The 14,840-nt window shown below is 60.9% G+C and carries 15 protein-coding genes; 12 read left to right on the top strand and 3 right to left on the bottom strand.

The annotated features are described in order from the left end of the window. The first annotated feature begins 309 nt into the window (after positions 1-309). Positions 310-1,581 (top strand): Nramp family divalent metal transporter, encoded by a 1,272-nt coding sequence (locus ACVISU_RS32720; RefSeq protein WP_456709668.1) that lies wholly within the window; start codon positions 310-312, stop codon positions 1,579-1,581. Between the two features lie 61 nt (positions 1,582-1,642). Here the strand turns inward: ACVISU_RS32720 and ACVISU_RS32715 are convergent, their stop codons facing one another. Continuing rightward, positions 1,643-2,428: an SDR family NAD(P)-dependent oxidoreductase gene (locus tag ACVISU_RS32715; RefSeq protein ID WP_050400734.1), complete on the bottom strand. Its 786-nt coding sequence runs from the start codon at positions 2,426-2,428 to the stop codon at positions 1,643-1,645. 156 nt (positions 2,429-2,584) lie between these two features. Here ACVISU_RS32715 and ACVISU_RS32710 point away from each other — a divergent pair, with 156 nt between their 5' ends. The 4 genes from ACVISU_RS32710 (at position 2,585) to ACVISU_RS32695 (ending at position 6,583) form a co-directional block, all read left to right on the top strand. Further along, positions 2,585-3,760: a zinc-dependent alcohol dehydrogenase gene (locus ACVISU_RS32710; RefSeq protein ID WP_050400735.1), complete on the top strand. Its 1,176-nt coding sequence runs from the start codon at positions 2,585-2,587 to the stop codon at positions 3,758-3,760. Between the two features lie 22 nt (positions 3,761-3,782). Then, positions 3,783-4,319 carry a hypothetical protein gene (locus ACVISU_RS32705; protein ID WP_456709667.1) on the top strand — a complete coding sequence of 179 codons (537 nt, stop codon included), beginning with the start codon at positions 3,783-3,785 and terminating at the stop codon, positions 4,317-4,319. A gap of 37 nt (positions 4,320-4,356) precedes the next feature. Further along, positions 4,357-5,553, top strand: a complete 1,197-nt coding sequence (locus tag ACVISU_RS32700) for a DUF305 domain-containing protein (RefSeq protein ID WP_456710952.1) — start codon at positions 4,357-4,359, stop codon at positions 5,551-5,553. A gap of 232 nt (positions 5,554-5,785) precedes the next feature. Next, complete coding sequence (locus tag ACVISU_RS32695; protein WP_456709666.1) at positions 5,786-6,583, top strand: Crp/Fnr family transcriptional regulator; 798 nt, start codon at positions 5,786-5,788, stop codon at positions 6,581-6,583. On the opposite strand, the gene ACVISU_RS32690 is transcribed toward ACVISU_RS32695, so the two are convergent. Further along, complete coding sequence (locus ACVISU_RS32690) at positions 6,487-7,518, bottom strand: glycosyltransferase family protein (protein ID WP_050400740.1); 1,032 nt, start codon at positions 7,516-7,518, stop codon at positions 6,487-6,489. The genes ACVISU_RS32695 and ACVISU_RS32690 overlap by 97 nt on opposite strands. Continuing rightward, on the bottom strand, positions 7,515-7,823 hold the full coding sequence (locus ACVISU_RS32685; RefSeq protein WP_050400741.1) for a hypothetical protein: 309 nt from the start codon (positions 7,821-7,823) through the stop codon (positions 7,515-7,517). The genes ACVISU_RS32690 and ACVISU_RS32685 overlap by 4 nt, the downstream gene beginning before the upstream one ends. Positions 7,824-8,153: 330 nt before the next feature. On the opposite strand from ACVISU_RS32685, the gene ACVISU_RS32680 reads away from it, so the two are divergent. Genes ACVISU_RS32680 through ACVISU_RS32650 form a run of 7 tightly spaced genes read left to right on the top strand, consistent with a single transcriptional unit; the run spans position 8,154 to position 14,642 of the window. After that, positions 8,154-9,251, top strand: a complete 1,098-nt coding sequence (locus tag ACVISU_RS32680) for an inositol-3-phosphate synthase (protein ID WP_456709665.1) — start codon at positions 8,154-8,156, stop codon at positions 9,249-9,251. Next, entirely contained in the window at positions 9,251-9,847 is a 597-nt protein-coding gene (locus ACVISU_RS32675; RefSeq protein ID WP_050400743.1) for a histidine phosphatase family protein, read from the top strand. Before ACVISU_RS32680 ends, ACVISU_RS32675 begins: the two co-directional genes overlap by 1 nt. Continuing rightward, entirely contained in the window at positions 9,844-10,947 is a 1,104-nt protein-coding gene (locus tag ACVISU_RS32670; protein WP_456709664.1) for a CgeB family protein, read from the top strand. The genes ACVISU_RS32675 and ACVISU_RS32670 overlap by 4 nt, the downstream gene beginning before the upstream one ends. A 1-nt stretch (position 10,948) precedes the next feature. Then, positions 10,949-11,710: a sugar phosphate nucleotidyltransferase gene (locus tag ACVISU_RS32665; protein ID WP_050400745.1), complete on the top strand. Its 762-nt coding sequence runs from the start codon at positions 10,949-10,951 to the stop codon at positions 11,708-11,710. Between the two features lie 21 nt (positions 11,711-11,731). Then, positions 11,732-12,499, top strand: a complete 768-nt coding sequence (locus tag ACVISU_RS32660) for a TIGR04290 family methyltransferase (protein WP_050400746.1) — start codon at positions 11,732-11,734, stop codon at positions 12,497-12,499. Then, positions 12,496-13,446: a glycoside hydrolase 5 family protein gene (locus ACVISU_RS32655; RefSeq protein ID WP_050400747.1), complete on the top strand. Its 951-nt coding sequence runs from the start codon at positions 12,496-12,498 to the stop codon at positions 13,444-13,446. The genes ACVISU_RS32660 and ACVISU_RS32655 overlap by 4 nt, the downstream gene beginning before the upstream one ends. Beyond that, complete coding sequence (locus ACVISU_RS32650; protein ID WP_456709663.1) at positions 13,434-14,642, top strand: phosphopentomutase; 1,209 nt, start codon at positions 13,434-13,436, stop codon at positions 14,640-14,642. The genes ACVISU_RS32655 and ACVISU_RS32650 overlap by 13 nt, the downstream gene beginning before the upstream one ends. Positions 14,643-14,840: the final 198 nt, after the last annotated feature.

Here is a 14,840-nt window from a genome sequence, read left to right as displayed (position 1 = left end):
GGAAGCCACGCTGGTCCGCCGCGTCGTATCGGACCGCGGCACATCTCCGCAGACCTCGTCGAGCACTGCACGAAGCACCGCCGCCGTTTCACCATCGAGCATCGCCGCCTCCCTGCCCTCGAGCACCAAACTTTATCGTACCGCGATGAGGCCCGATACGTTTTCAAGTATGTTAAGATGCGGGCTGAATTCCAATCTTCGTAGCTGAGCGTTGATTTCGGTCAGCATCACAAGGAACTTCGAGGCACCGCATGCGCTGATCCTGATGAGCCTGCCGAAGGTGGGCGGTCGACATCCGGCTATTCCGATTTGACCGACAACAGCAACAAACCCCACCCAGGTTGGCACCGCACCCTGGGACTCGGCGTCGTGGCGGGCGCCGCCGACGACGATTGCTCTGCGATCGGCACCTATGCCAGTGCCGGCGCGCAATTCGGGCTCACGCTGCTCTGGATGGCGCCGGTCACGTTTCCGATGATGTTCTCGGTCGTCTATCTCTCCTCCAAACTAGGGCAGGTGACAGGCAAAGGGCTTTTTCAGGTCATCCGGGAACACTATCCGAAATGGCTGCTATGGCCGGTTCTGATCGGCGTGCTTGTCGGAAACACCATTGAGGCGGCCGCAGATATTGCTGGCATGGCGGCTTGCCTGAACATCTTCGTCCCGATTCCGCCGCTTCTGATCGCCATTGCCATCGCCGTCATCATCTTGCTGCTTCAGATGTTCGGCTCCTACAGCCTCATCCGCAACGTGTTCCGATGGTTGGCGCTCTCGCTGTTTGCTTATGTCGGATCAGCGGCCCTGACGAGGCCCGCCCCCGCCGAGATCCTGCGCGGTACCTTCCTGCCCCACATCGAGCTGACCAAAGATTATCTTTCGATCCTCGTCGCCATCATCGGCACGACGCTCTCGGCCTACCTCTATACCTGGCAGTCAAACGTCGAGGTCGAGGAGAAGATCGCCGCCGGCAAGACCAGCACGGCCGAGCGGCGGGGCGCGAGCGATGCCGATCTCGCACGCTCACAGCGCGATATCGTCGTCGGAATGGCATTCTCGAACATCATCATGTACTTCATCATTCTGTCGACGGGCGCCACACTGCATCAGGCCGGACACAACAACATCGAGAATGCAGCCCAGGCGGCGGAGGCCCTTCGTCCGCTAGCCGGCGGCGGCGCAGCAGTGCTGTTCGCCACCGGTGTGATTGCCGTCGGCTTCCTGGCCGTTCCCGTGATGACGACCGGGGCCGCCTACGATCTCACCCAAGCGATCGGCTGGAAGAGCAGCCTTCACGCCAAGCCACGCGAAGCCAAGGCATTCTATGGCCTAATCGCTGGCTTCACCGCGATTGCGACCGTGCTGAATGGTCTCGGCTTCAATCCGATGAAGGCGCTGGTCTATGCCGGCATCGTGCAGGGCTTTTCAACGCCACCGCTGCTCCTGCTCATCGTGCTGCTCACCAACGATCGAGACCTGATGGGAGACAAAACCAACGGTTTCTGGCTCAATCTCCTGAGCTGGGTCGCAGTGGCCGTCATCTTCGCGGCCAGTATCGGCCTTGTTGGATCCTGGTTGCTATAGAGGAACCGTATTACCGATAAAAAACAGACTGGCTGGTTCGCGCCGGGCTTCGATTGGAGGCTTACTTTTTGGCAGTGCCAGGCTCCGCCATCCTGCGATGCTGCCTGGCGAGAAGTGCGGCCGGCGTGACGTTGGCGACCGCCGACTGCAGCTTGTTCTTCAGGCCCGTGACGATGTCCCCCTCGCCTTTCATCATCGCATCGAACCCAGCTTTGGCGACATCAGCAGCAGCATCCTTCTTCGCGGTACCGATGCTGGTATCCATCATATCGGCACGGCGGAAAAACTCGGTCTCGGTGGCGCCGGGCATCAGGCAGGTCACGGTGACGCGGGTATCACGCAATTCCTCCCGGAGCGCAAAGGAGAATGAATCGAGAAATGCCTTGGAGCCGTTATAGACAGCCTGAAAGCTGCCGGGAGTGAAGCCGGCGATTGAGCCCGTGATCAGGATGCGGCCGGAATCCCGGCGGCGCATCTCGTTGCCGACGCAATGAAGAAGATAGACCGTTCCGGTGATATTGGTATCGATGACCCGCCGGATGCGGTTGAAATCCTGGTCGAGGAAAGCGCGGCCGAGACCGACGCCGGCGTTCGCCAGCAGAGCATCGACCGGACGACCCTGTGTCGCGGCGCAGAGGCGATCGACCCCTTCCGTCGTCGAGAGATCCGCCAACACCGCATGCACCTGTCCCCCGAGGCCCCGCAGTTCAGCAGCTTTCGCTTCGATCGCGTTCTCGTCGGCGGCGATCAGGAGATCGAAGCCTGCCTGCGCGCAGCATCTGGCAAGTTCCAGGCCGATACCGGTGGATGCGCCGGTGACGATGGCGAATTGACGTTGGGCTGACATGAGCAATCCTCGACCAATGAGTTGTTCGCTCAAATCGCCCGCCTGCCGGCTTGTTCCTATCCGCCCGTATGGCCGGCGTTGCAAAACTTCTCCCAGCGCTAGCAACCAACTTTGTCGGTTCGACTTGGAGTTCATTATTCGAAGCCGGAGGCAGAGATGAAGGCGCTGGTTTGGCACGGCAAGGAAGACATTCGCTGCGACGAAGTCACCGATCCGCAAATTGAGGATCCGCGCGACGCCATCATCAAGGTCACCAGCTGCGCCATCTGCGGCTCTGACCTGCACCTGTTCCATAACTTCATCCCCGGTATGCTGCCCGGCGACATCATGGGCCACGAGACGATGGGTGAAGTCGTGGAGACCGGTGACGGGATGGACGGCAAGCTGAAGAAGGGCGACCGCATCGTGGTGCCCTTCACCATCATCTGCGGCCAATGCGAACAGTGCAAACGGGGCAATTTCTCCGTATGCGAGACGACCAATCGCAAGCGTCATTTGGCAGAAAAGGTCTTCGGCCACACCACAGCGGGACTGTTCGGTTACACGCATCTGACCGGCGGCTATCCGGGCGGCCAGGCGGAATACCTCCGCGTTCCCTTCGCCGACACCACACATATCAAGATCCCGGAGGGGCTGTCCGACGAACAGGTACTGTTTCTCAGCGACATATTCCCGACCGGCTGGCAAGCCGCCGCGCAATGCGACATAGAGCCGACCGATACTGTTGCCATATGGGGCTGCGGTCCGGTTGGGCAGATGGCGATCCGGAGTGCGATCCTGCTTGGTGCCAACCAGGTGATCGCGATCGATTGCCTGCCCGAGCGGCTTAGCATGGCCGAGGCAGGCGGCGCGACCGTCATCGACTTCAAGACGGAAAGCGTGATGGATCGGTTGCAGGAGCTGACCGACGGGCGCGGCCCTGAAAAGTGCATCGATGCGACAGGCATGGAATCCCATGTGATGCCGTCGCAGCCGGACACGATACTCGATCGGGCCAAGCAGATGCTGATGCTGGAAAGTGATCGCCCGCATGTGTTGCGCGAGATGATCTATCTCTGCCGCCCGGGCGGCGTGATCTCAATACCCGGTGTGTACAGCGGCTTCTCGGACAAGATTCCGATGGGCGCACTGATGAACAAAGGGCTTACGGTTCGCACCGGCCAGACACATGTCAACCGCTGGACGGACGATCTGCTGCGCCGCATCGCGGACGGCGAAATCGACCCATCCTTCGTCATTACCCACACCGTCGACCTCGAGCACGGCCCCGAGATGTACAGACTGTTCCGCGATAAGCAGGACAGCTGCGTCAAGGTGGTGCTGAAGCCCTGAACCGAAAGTGAGAGCTGACACTATGTATTATGTTGCCAACATCATGCGCTCAAAAGGCGATCCGAAGATCGTGCGCAGTGGACCGCGCCATGTTCCTCCGGCGAACCGTCTGGCCCGCTCACTGGGCTGGTTCAGCATCGGGCTCGGCGCCCTCGAGCTGTTCGCCCCTCGCCGCATCACCCGGACGCTCGGCATGCAGGGAAATGAAACCTTGGTGCGTGCGTTCGGGCTACGGGAAATTTTCAGCGGGATCATGTCGCTGTCGGTTGACCGCAATGCCGGCCTGTGGGGCCGGGTCGCCGGAGATGGACTCGACGCCGCTGCATTGATGTCTGCGATGACACGACACAATCCGAAGAAACACAACGTCGCGCTCGCCTTGCTGATGATCGGCGGCATCGCGATGCTGGACTACCGCGGCGCACAGGAAACGGCACGGCGGCCGCAAAACGGGCGCCGTCGACTCTATCCGGACCGCAGCGGCTTTCCCAAGGGGCTGGCGGCGGCAAGGGACGCGGCCCGGAAGGTGCTGTCGCACACCAAGGCCTCAGTATCCTGAGAGCGTGGGCCGCAGACGCCAGAACCGAGCATACTCTATGGTCGCGCTAGCCGAGGCTGATCGCACCGCGGCGACCACGGACCACAAATCGCGCTGGCTCGCCGCCGCTGAGCTCGGCGCGATTAGCAGCAGCTTCTCCACCATCGTCAGCCAGCTGGCCGCCGCGCGGATCGGCCGCGATGCCGCTGTCGATTGGATGACGGTCGCCGCAATCCCGGCACGCGACTCGGTGCTCGGCTTGGAGCCGTCATGGAGCGCGGTTCTTGTCGGCGTTGCCTTCCACCAATGGGCCGACTTCTCCTGGGCGCTCGTATTCTTTGGCCTGTTCGGCCGTTGGACCGTGCATCTGACGCCGATGCAGATCCTGCTCGCCGCTCTGCCATGGGCGGTCCTGTCGTCCGCCATGGAATGGTTCTTTCTGGTTCCGCTATTCCCGTTCTTCCAGCCACTGTTCACGCTGCAACAGCCCTACTGGATCGGACTGCTTGTCCACGCCTCCTCGGCTGTGATGTACCCGCTGTTCGTCTGGCTACGCTGGCCCTCCGGACACGTGCCGGCTCGCGATGCGCGATTCGCCCGCAGCTGGGCCATAGCTGCCGTCATCGTCATCACTACACTTTCCGCCGCGGCGTTCGCCAGCGCAACCGGCCGCGAGTTTCCATGGGCCGGCGGCGATCTGGATACGGATCAGCTCTATATCCGCCACATGGCGACCCATCATGCCCAGGGGATCGAGCTCGCCCGGCTCGGTGCCGAACGCGCCCGCGATCCCCATCTTCGGGCCCTGGCTGGACTGATGGTCGCGAGCCAGGCCGGCGAGAACCGCATATTCGAACGCTGGTGGCAAAGCTGGTTCGAGACTTTGATGCCGGATTGCACGGACGACGAACGCAGCCGAATGCCGGGCTTTCTGACCATCCAACAGCTACAAGAGGTTCGCGACGCCTCATCCGAGGCATTCGACGGAGCGTTCGTGCGAACGATGACGCTGCATCACAAGGGAGCCGTCAAGATGGCCGACCAGGAATGGCGCAGCCGCGGCGACCTGCGGCTCCGCATCATGGCGCACGCCATCCGTCACGAGCAGCAAGGCGAAATCGCCATGATGCATGGCGTGAGCGGAGCCGCCGCTGTCGCTGCCGCCTATCGCCATATGTTTTCTGACAATGTCGACCAGGCTCCGCCCGGCAAGCGGCGTTCAGTCGGCAGCCAAGGGATACACAGCGCACCTTGATGGCGTATGCGTGGCATCGCAGCCGAACGATCAACTTTCCTTGAGAGACGCGCTCGTCTTTTGTCCAGCTTGCACGGTCCGCAATGTCCGCCGCCCTATGTCGGCAGCGTCAATCGGAGCGCGGCCGCTTCCTCGACATTCCCCAGCCTCGCTCTGTCCCACCACATGTCTTAAGTTAATGACGCGTCGGCTATGCTCGCTAATATGCGATTGTCGTTTTCCAGGCGCCCCCATGCAAGCAGGATTTCCGTTCTCAAGGTTTGCCGATCGCTTGGCGACACAGGGCGCCCTGTCATCCGATAGTCTCGATCTCTTGGCCAAGATGCCAAGCAGCATCAGCCACTACGGCTCTCGCCATCATCTTATGCAGCGAGGTGAGCTTCCAACGCATTGTCATTTGCTGCTGCAGGGATATCTGTGCTGGCAGGATCCCGATGGCCGCGATGGCCGGATCATCTCGATCCATGTACCGGGCGACGTTCCAGACCTCTATACGGTCCATGACCTTCAAGTTGATTATGATCTCGTAACGGTTGGTCCAGCGGTCGTCGCATCGATTCCTCACCGCTTCTTCCGAGAGTTGGCCGAGCTATCGCCTACGCTCTGGCGTTCGCTATTGCGGCTCATTCTGATCGACGCTGCGACCTCAAGAAACTGGATCCTGAACGTGAGCAGCCGCGACGCGCTCGAACGCGTCGCGCATCTCATATGCGAACTCGCAACACGGCTACGCGCCGTCGGTCTGGCGAGAGACCTCCGCGTTCCCTCCCCCTTCACGCAATCCGAGCTCGCGGCGGCCTGCAGCATATCGGCCGTCCACGCCAACCGGACCATCCAGGAGCTTCGTCGCAGCAGCCTGCTGCAGTGGCATTCAAAGACCATTACGATCACAAACTGGTATGGTTTGGTCCGTCTGGCCGGCTTCAATCCGGCCTATCTGCGGTTACCTGCAATCGACGAGGTTGAGGCAGCCGAGCCGCCGACGGCAAGATCAACCGAAGCAGCCGTTATCGCAGATTCGCTGCGATGACTGAGTGCATTTTCGACTTGTTCAATGACGGGGCTCCAATCGCCCGGCTTTCTCTGGCGAAATAGCCGGGCCGTCGGGTACCAAATAGAGCGTTCACCGGATGCGGGCCAACGCCAGTCGCAGTCAGCATGCAGAAGAATCCACACGTCGAGCCCCAGCGCGCCGGCAAGATGCGCGACCATCGTATCCACGCAGATGACGAGATCCAGTTGAGCCATTCGTTGGCCCAACAAGCAAATATCCACTGTGCTGATATCCCGCGCGCCGATCGTTGGCGCCATTGCGGCTCCCGGCCCACGCTGCAAGGAGTACAAGTCGATGTTGGCCCCGCCCAGACGTTGCAGCTCGGCAACCGGAATTTCTCTCCGCTTGTCCCAGGCACCCACCTCCCAAACCAGGCCTACTGCCGTTTGCCCGCCAATGCGCTCCCGAAATCGCACGGTGGTCGGCGACAGGCTGAGATACGGCCTCTGCAATGCAATATGGTCTCGATTCGCCCTGATGGCGTGCGGCACCTCCATGATCTCGATATCGACGTCGAATTCGACGTCAGGCACACCATTGTGAAGCGGGATAGCGCGATCGACACCGTCGGCTCGACTAATCAGGGCAAGCAACGGCGGCTGGCACCAGACGGTTACGCCACGCGCAATTGCCCGCAGTGCGGGCATGAAGCGGATGAACTGGATTGTATCGCCGAGGCCGTGGTAGCAACGAACCAGGACACTCCTGCCCCGCAACTCCTCGCCGCGCCAGATCCGCTGCAGATGACGAGGTCCAAGGTGTTTATCTCCCCCCGGTGCCCACAGTCGCGCCAGATCGCGGTCACTGATGGCCCATGCGCGGTCGAACTCGCCGGCGCGCATGGCATCAATCCAGTCCTGCCCAGCGCCGGCCGATCGATCAGTCGAGGCAGCAACGGCCGGTCCGATCATTTGGCACTGGATCGCCGAACGAACTTGTGGAAACGGCTGGTCTTTCCGTCCTTGGTGCGATCCTGGTAGAGAAACGCAAGGTCGGCCTCGTCGAACTTGCGGAAGAATTCGTCCCAACCGATGTGGTCAAGCCCCTCATCAGGGGGATCGAAGTCGATCCGCAGGATACCTGCATGACCATCTTCTTCGGTTGCTTCAACAGTTGCCGGACGACCGTGCCGGGACTCGGCCCAATGCCGGATTGAGTTGTGGTCGGTGGTGGTGTGGGCTTCGGTTTCATCCACCTTGCTGTGGCTTTGCGTCATCAACTTATCTCGCGCGCTATCGGGTTCTGATCTAGGTGAGCCAGTCTGGCTCTCCGGGCGAAACGCCGCTTGGCGCAAATAGTTCTTAGCGAGTTGTCGCGACGGTTGTCCCCGATCTGACCGGAGCATCATGTTCTTCATCTTCATCCAGGATGAAGGTCGTTCCGTAGAACTGCAGCCCGACACTATCCTGAGTTAAGAAATTTCGATTTTCGCGACATGAACCGTGATGCTGGCGTTTCCGACTGGCTCTACTCAGGAACGAACATACCCTGCGGTACGTTCGCCGCCGTACTTACATTCTGGCACAACTCCAGAGGACCACAGCAGATGCATTCACGCCTTCAGGACCGCCGGCGCGTACGCGTCGGCATCGTCGGAGTTGGCAATTGCGCGAGCTCACTCGTGCAGGGCCTCGCCTATTACAGGTGCGCCAAATCGAACGAGCCGGTGCCGGGCCTGATGAACGCGAATCTGGGTGGGTACCACATCAGCGACATCGAAATCAGCTCCGCCTTCGACGTCAATGTCAGCAAAGTCGGTCTCGACGTGGCCGATGCGATCGGGGCGACACCAAACAACACGCACCGGTTCTGTGATGTCAAACAGACTGGCGTGGCCGTACAGAAAGGGCCGGTGCTCGACGGAGTCGGCCGCTACCTCGAAGGCGATATCCCGGTTGACGATACGCCGCCCGTCGATGTCGCCGATGTCTTGATGAAATCCCGAACCGATGTGCTGGTGTCGTATCTGCCGGTCGGCTCGCAGCGTGCCGGTGAGTGGTACGCTGAACAGGCAATCGCAGCGGGCTGCGGATTCGTCAACTGCATTCCCGTGTTCATTGCGTCCAACCCGTCCTGGAGACGTCGCTTTGAGGAGGCCGGCCTTCCATTGATCGGCGATGACATCAAAAGTCAGGTCGGCGCCACCATCGTGCACCGTGTCCTTGCCAATCTGCTTCGTGAACGAGGCGTCCGGCTCGACCGGACGTACCAGCTGAATGTCGGCGGCAATGCCGATTTCAAGAATATGTTGGAGCGTGATCGTCTCGCATCCAAGAAAGTCTCGAAGACGCAGGCGATCACCAGTCAATTCGACGTACCGATGGATGCCGACAATGTTCATGTCGGTCCCAGCGATCACGTTCCGTGGCTGACTGACCGCAAGCTCGCCTTCATCCGCCTGGAAGGAACCACTTTTGGCGGAGTCCCGCTGTCGGCCGAAGTCAAGCTCGAGGTTTGGGATTCACCAAACTCTGCGGGAGTCGTGATCGATGCCGTCCGCTGCGCCAAGCTTGCAATCGATCGCGGGGTCGGCGGCGCCCTGACCGGCCCGTCTAGCTACTTCATGAAATCACCTCCACAGCAATTCACCGATGACGAAGCCCGTCGGCGCACGCGCGACTTCATCGACGACGGACGTGACTGATGGCCAAGGCCATTCACCTGATCCGGCATGGCCATCACCCGCTGCTCGGGCAATGTCTGAGCGGCAGGATGTCGGATGTATCGCTCGACACATTGGGACTGCAGCAGATGGCCCGTTGTGCCGGGCTGCTGCATCCGCGACCGCACATCATCCGGTCGAGCCCACAGCGTCGCACCCGGCAATCAGCCGATATTCTGGGAAATGCGCTTGGCCTGCCAGTGCAGATTGCCTCCGAGATCGACGAAATCGACTATGGCGAATGGACCGGCCGACGGCTTGCGGATCTGCAGGGCGATCCGATCTGGTCGCGATGGAATGCGCAACGTGGCATTAGCCGCCCGCCGGGTGGCGAGAGCATGAGCGCGCTGCAGGAGAGAGTGATCGCGTATCTTGAACGATTGCATCGCGATCCGACCACGATGGTCGTCGCCCTGATCAGTCACGCGGAGCCAATCCGGGCGGCGTTGCTCCACTACAAGGGCATGTCGCTGAACGATTTCCTTTCTATCGTGGTCGATCCGGCCAGCATTCACACATTGTGGTTCGACGAAGCCGGCGTTCAAGTCACATACGGAAACGACGAGGTGGCAACGTGAAGATCGTGATCTTCGGCCTGACGATCTCATCATCATGGGGCAATGGTCATGCCACCCTGTGGCGGGGTCTCTGCAAGTATCTCGCCCGTCTCGGTCATAGTGTCGTGTTCTATGAGCGCGACGTGTCCTACTACGCAGCAGCCAGGGACATGTTCGAGCTTCCCGGCGGCCGCCTGCAGCTATTCTCGTCCTGGTCTGAAATCGAGGATCGCGCGCGTGCTGATGTGGCGGATGCCGATGCCGCGGTCGTCACCTCCTATTGTCCGGACGCCATCGCGGCCACCGACCTGATTCTTCAATGCGGGCACGCGCTTCCAGTCTTTTATGATCTGGATACTCCGATCACCATGGCCAAGCTCAAGGCAGGCCAGCCAGTTCCCTACATCGGGGCGTCAGGCCTGCGGGATTTCAAGCTCGTGTTGAGCTTCACCGGCGGACCGCAGATAGCAGATGAATTTCGACAGAGATTGGGGGCTGAAAACGTTCGCCCGCTTTACGGCCACGTTGACGGCGACGCGCATTACCCAGCCGCTTCCCAGCCGCACTATCGCGCCGCTCTATCGTATCTCGGAACATATTCCGAAGATCGCCAACGCGCGCTGGAGGCTTTGTTCGTCGCTCCTGCCCACAAAAGACAGGATCTGCGTTTCCTGATCGGTGGCGCGCAATATCCCGATAGCTTCCCGTGGTCGCCGAATGTCTTCTTCGTTCGCCATCTTCCCCCCGCGGAGCATCCACCATTCTTCGCATCCTCGCGCCTCACGCTCAACGTCACGCGCCCAGCGATGTCGGAGATGGGCTGGTGTCCATCCGGGCGACTGTTTGAAGCTGCCGCCTGCGGCGTGCCCCTCATCAGCGACGCTTGGATGGGCATCGAGGAATTTCTGACGCCGGGCGACGAAATATTGTTGGGGCATGATGCGCAGGACGTGCTCGAAGCGCTCGACATGAGTGATTCCGAATTGCAGCAAATGGCGCGGCGCGCCCGGGAACGCATCCTGGTCGAACATTCCTCGGAGCGGCGTGCGCGCGAGCTGGACATTTTGCTGGAACAGGCGGCGCGACGCGACATTGATCAACCCCTGACAGCGGAGGCCTGACATGTGGGGCATCGTGCCGGCCGCTGGCCGCGGCAGCCGTATCCAGCCGCTGGCGTTTTCCAAGGAGTTGTTGCCGGTCGGGAGCCGGCGTGACAACGGAACGGATCGTCCCTGCGCAGTAGCGGAGTATCTCGTTGAACGGCTGATCATTGGCGGCGCCGACAAGATCTGCTTCGTCATTTCGCCTGGCAAGTCCGACATCCTCGAATATTTCGGTGACCACTATCGCACCGCGCAGCTGGCCTATGTCGTCCAGCCGGACGCATTGGGTCTGTGTGACGCTGTCTTCCGGGCAAGCGCCGTAGTCGGGGAACGCGACGACGTCGTGGTAGGCCTGCCCGACACGATCTGGTTTCCGAAGACCGCCCTGCGCGAGCTGCCCGAGGCCGATCTGTCGTTCCTCCTGTTTCCTGTCGAACATCCTGAGTTCTTCGATGCTGTGGTCCTCGCGGGCGAGCAAGTTCAGGAAATCCAGGTCAAGCGGCCTGACGCGACGACCGACTGGATCTGGGGCGCTTTCCGAATGTCGGCGACCGGCTTTCACGACCTGCGCCAATTGTGGCGACTGCGCAATCCTCGTGACGAATATTTCGGAACGTTGGTGAACGCCTATCTCGCGGCCGGCGGCCGCGGCGTCGGGGTGAAAGCTGGCGACACTTATGTCGACGTTGGGACCGTCAATGGCTACCGCACGGCGATGGCGCTGCTTTCCGACGAGGCTGTCGATGTCACGGACCATGGCCTGCCACCTCTCCACCTCTAGGACCAACAAACGAGGAAACGCATGACGGGTGCCACGCTCTCCACAGAAGAAATTCGACAGCGGATCGACGCACTTGGACCATGGTTCCATAACCTCGACCTCAACGGGATCAGCACCGCTCCATCGCATTTCCTTGGAGACTATCCGCGTGTGAAGTGGCGTCACTTCGCCGAAGTGGTCCCCGCCAACCTTGAGGGCAAGACCGTCCTCGACATAGGCTGCAATGCCGGCTTCTACGCGCTGGAAATGAAGCGCCGTGGCGCTGCGCGCGTGCTCGGCCTTGATACCGACGATGAATACCTGGCGCAGGCACGGTTTGCCGCTGATGTCACTGGCCTCGATATCGAATTCCGGAAGCTCTCGGCATATGATGTCGGACAGCTTCACGAACGATTCGATCTCGTGATCTTCATGGGAGTCTTGTATCATCTGAGGCACCCACTGCTCGCGCTCGACCTGATCCACGAGCACGTCGCAGCCGACCTGCTGTTGTTCCAGTCCATGCAACGTGGCGATAGCGGCGTCGACCACGTCGACAGCGACTACGACTTCTGGACGACCGACCAGTTCGACTCTCCCGGCTATCCCAGGCTGCACTTCATCGAGCACAAATACGCCGAAGATCCTACCAACTGGTGGGTGCCGAACCGCGCCTGTGTGGAGGCCATGCTGCGCAGCTCCGGCTTTTCGATCATCGCCCATCCCGAGGATGAGGTCTACCTCTGCAAGCGGCTGGCGCCGCGTGAGCCCGCGACATCTCTTCTCTCGGAAAAGGTAGCCGCTCGATGATCGAGGCAGCCAAGATTTGGAACGAACCGAACAACAAATCGCATTGGGACATATGGCTCGATCCGGATTGGACAAGATTTGCCGAGCTTGTGATCACCGCGGGCAAGGCCATTCGAAGCGCGCACCCCACGTTGCCGAGGGTCCTCGGCGGCATCTCGCCAATCGATCCCGGCTTCATGCGCACCATGCAGACGCGCGGCGCGCTGGATCACGTCGACGCGGTGGCAGTGCACGGCTTCCCGCTGGACTGGAATCTCTGGCAGATCGACCAATGGCCGAACAAGCTCTCCGAAATCCAGGCTGAAGTCGCGCTTCCCGTTTGGGTGACGGAAGTTGGCGTATCGTCGTTCGGCGCCGAGCAGGTTCAGGCATGGGGCCTCGAGCGCACCGCCGATCTGCTGATAGGACGTGCACCGCGCATTCATTGGTACAGCCTGTACGATCTGCCATCGAGCTGGGAAGCGACCACCCGCCACAGGGAAGCGGAAGGTTCGTCCTACTACAGGCACTTCCATATGGGCCTGCTGCGCGAAGACGGATCGCCCAAGCAGGCGCTCAAGCTCTATGAGCGATACGCGCCGTACATGGGCCTGTGTCAGTGGTTCCATTTCGAGGACCACCGTCTGTTGGACGCAGCAGGCTGGATGCGTCGGCTCGGCATGAGACATCTGCGAACCGGCCTATCATGGGCAGATAGTTTCCGCCCCAATGCGCTCGCCTGGTTCGACCGTCAGATGGACGCACTCGCCGAATTCGAGGTTACCCTGACATTCTGCTTCACGCCGCAACATCGCGGCATCGCACCGCACCACACCAGTCCACCATTGGATGCAAACGAGTTCGCCGATTTCTGCGCACAGATGGTCAAGCGCTACTGCGCGCGGACCGGCGCCGCGCCGTCGCTGCCGAGCACTGAACCGGAAAGTAAGCCTGTATGCGCGCTTTGATTCTCGTGATGGATTCGGTCGGCATCGGTGGAGGGCCCGATGCCGCGCTCTACGGTGATCACGGCGCCGACACCCTCGGTCACATCGCGGAAGCTTGCGCCCGTGGCGCGGCCGACAATGATATCCGCAACGGGCCGCTTGCGATACCGCACCTCGTCGCCTTGGGCCTCGGTCAGGCTTGCCGCCTCGCCACGGGCCGCACTCCACCGGCACTCGACGGGCCGGTCCATTCGTACGCCATGTTCGGCTGTGCCAGCGAGCGTTCGAAGGGAAAGGATACCCCCTCCGGGCATTGGGAGATCGCCGGCGTGCCGGTCCCGTTTGACTGGGGCTACTTTCCGAAGACCAGGCCATGCTTCCCGAAAGGCCTTGTCGAGCGGCTCTGCGATGATGCTGGCGTCCCCGGCATCATCGGGAACTGTCACGCCTCCGGCACTGAGATCATCCGCGAACTAGGCGAACGCCATATGCAAAGCGGAGAACTGATCTGCTACACCTCTGCCGATAGTGTATTCCAGATCGCAGCGCATGAAGGAACATTCGGGCTGGAGCGGCTCTACGCCATATGCGCACTCGCCCGTCGCCTGGTCGATCCACTCAACATCGGACGGGTCATTGCCAGGCCCTTCGTCGGTTCGGCAGCCGCAAACTTCAAGCGAACCGCACACCGTCGCGATTTTTCTGTCCCGCCTCCCGGCCAGACGATCCTCGATCGTGCCGCCGATGACGGCCGCGACATCGTTTCGATCGGCAAGATCGACGACATTTTCGCCCATCGCGGTACCGGCCGTAACAAGCGCGGCGACGGCAACGACACCCTGTTCGACTGTACTCTGGAGGCGATTGACGATCTGGCAGACGGCGGGCTGCTGTTTGCAAATTTCATCGACTTTGACACCCTCTACGGTCATCGGCGAGATATCGCCGGATACGCGGCCGCGCTCGAGCAGTTCGACCGCCGTCTCCCGGAATTGCTGTCGCGTCTGGAATCCGACGACCTGCTGATCTTGACGGCCGACCACGGCTGTGACCCGACTTGGGATGGAACGGACCATACCCGCGAACAGGTGCCGATCCTGGCGCGGACGAGCAATCGAACACGGGACATTGGCAAGCGGACGGGCTTTTCAGATATCGCAGCAACCGTCGCGCGCCATCTTGGTCTCCCTCCCGTCGCGCATGGCTCGGCGTTTTAGGTCGCATGCCATTGCGATTCACTCAGGTTATTGATCCAGATTAGCGAAATTATCGTTTGTACATTTCGCAGGAACGAACATTCCTCCGCACGCGTCTTTCTTTCAATGTGATTGGAGCGCGGTCGATCGACCAACTTCGTAGCGCGCTTCCACTCTCATCTCCCGGCCAGACACCGGTCTGGCCTCATCTCGGACAGG

This window comes from Bradyrhizobium sp. USDA 4452, from assembly GCF_054063575.1.
Note: the sequence above shows the minus strand (reverse complement) of the source record. Positions and strands in the feature narration are given on the sequence as shown.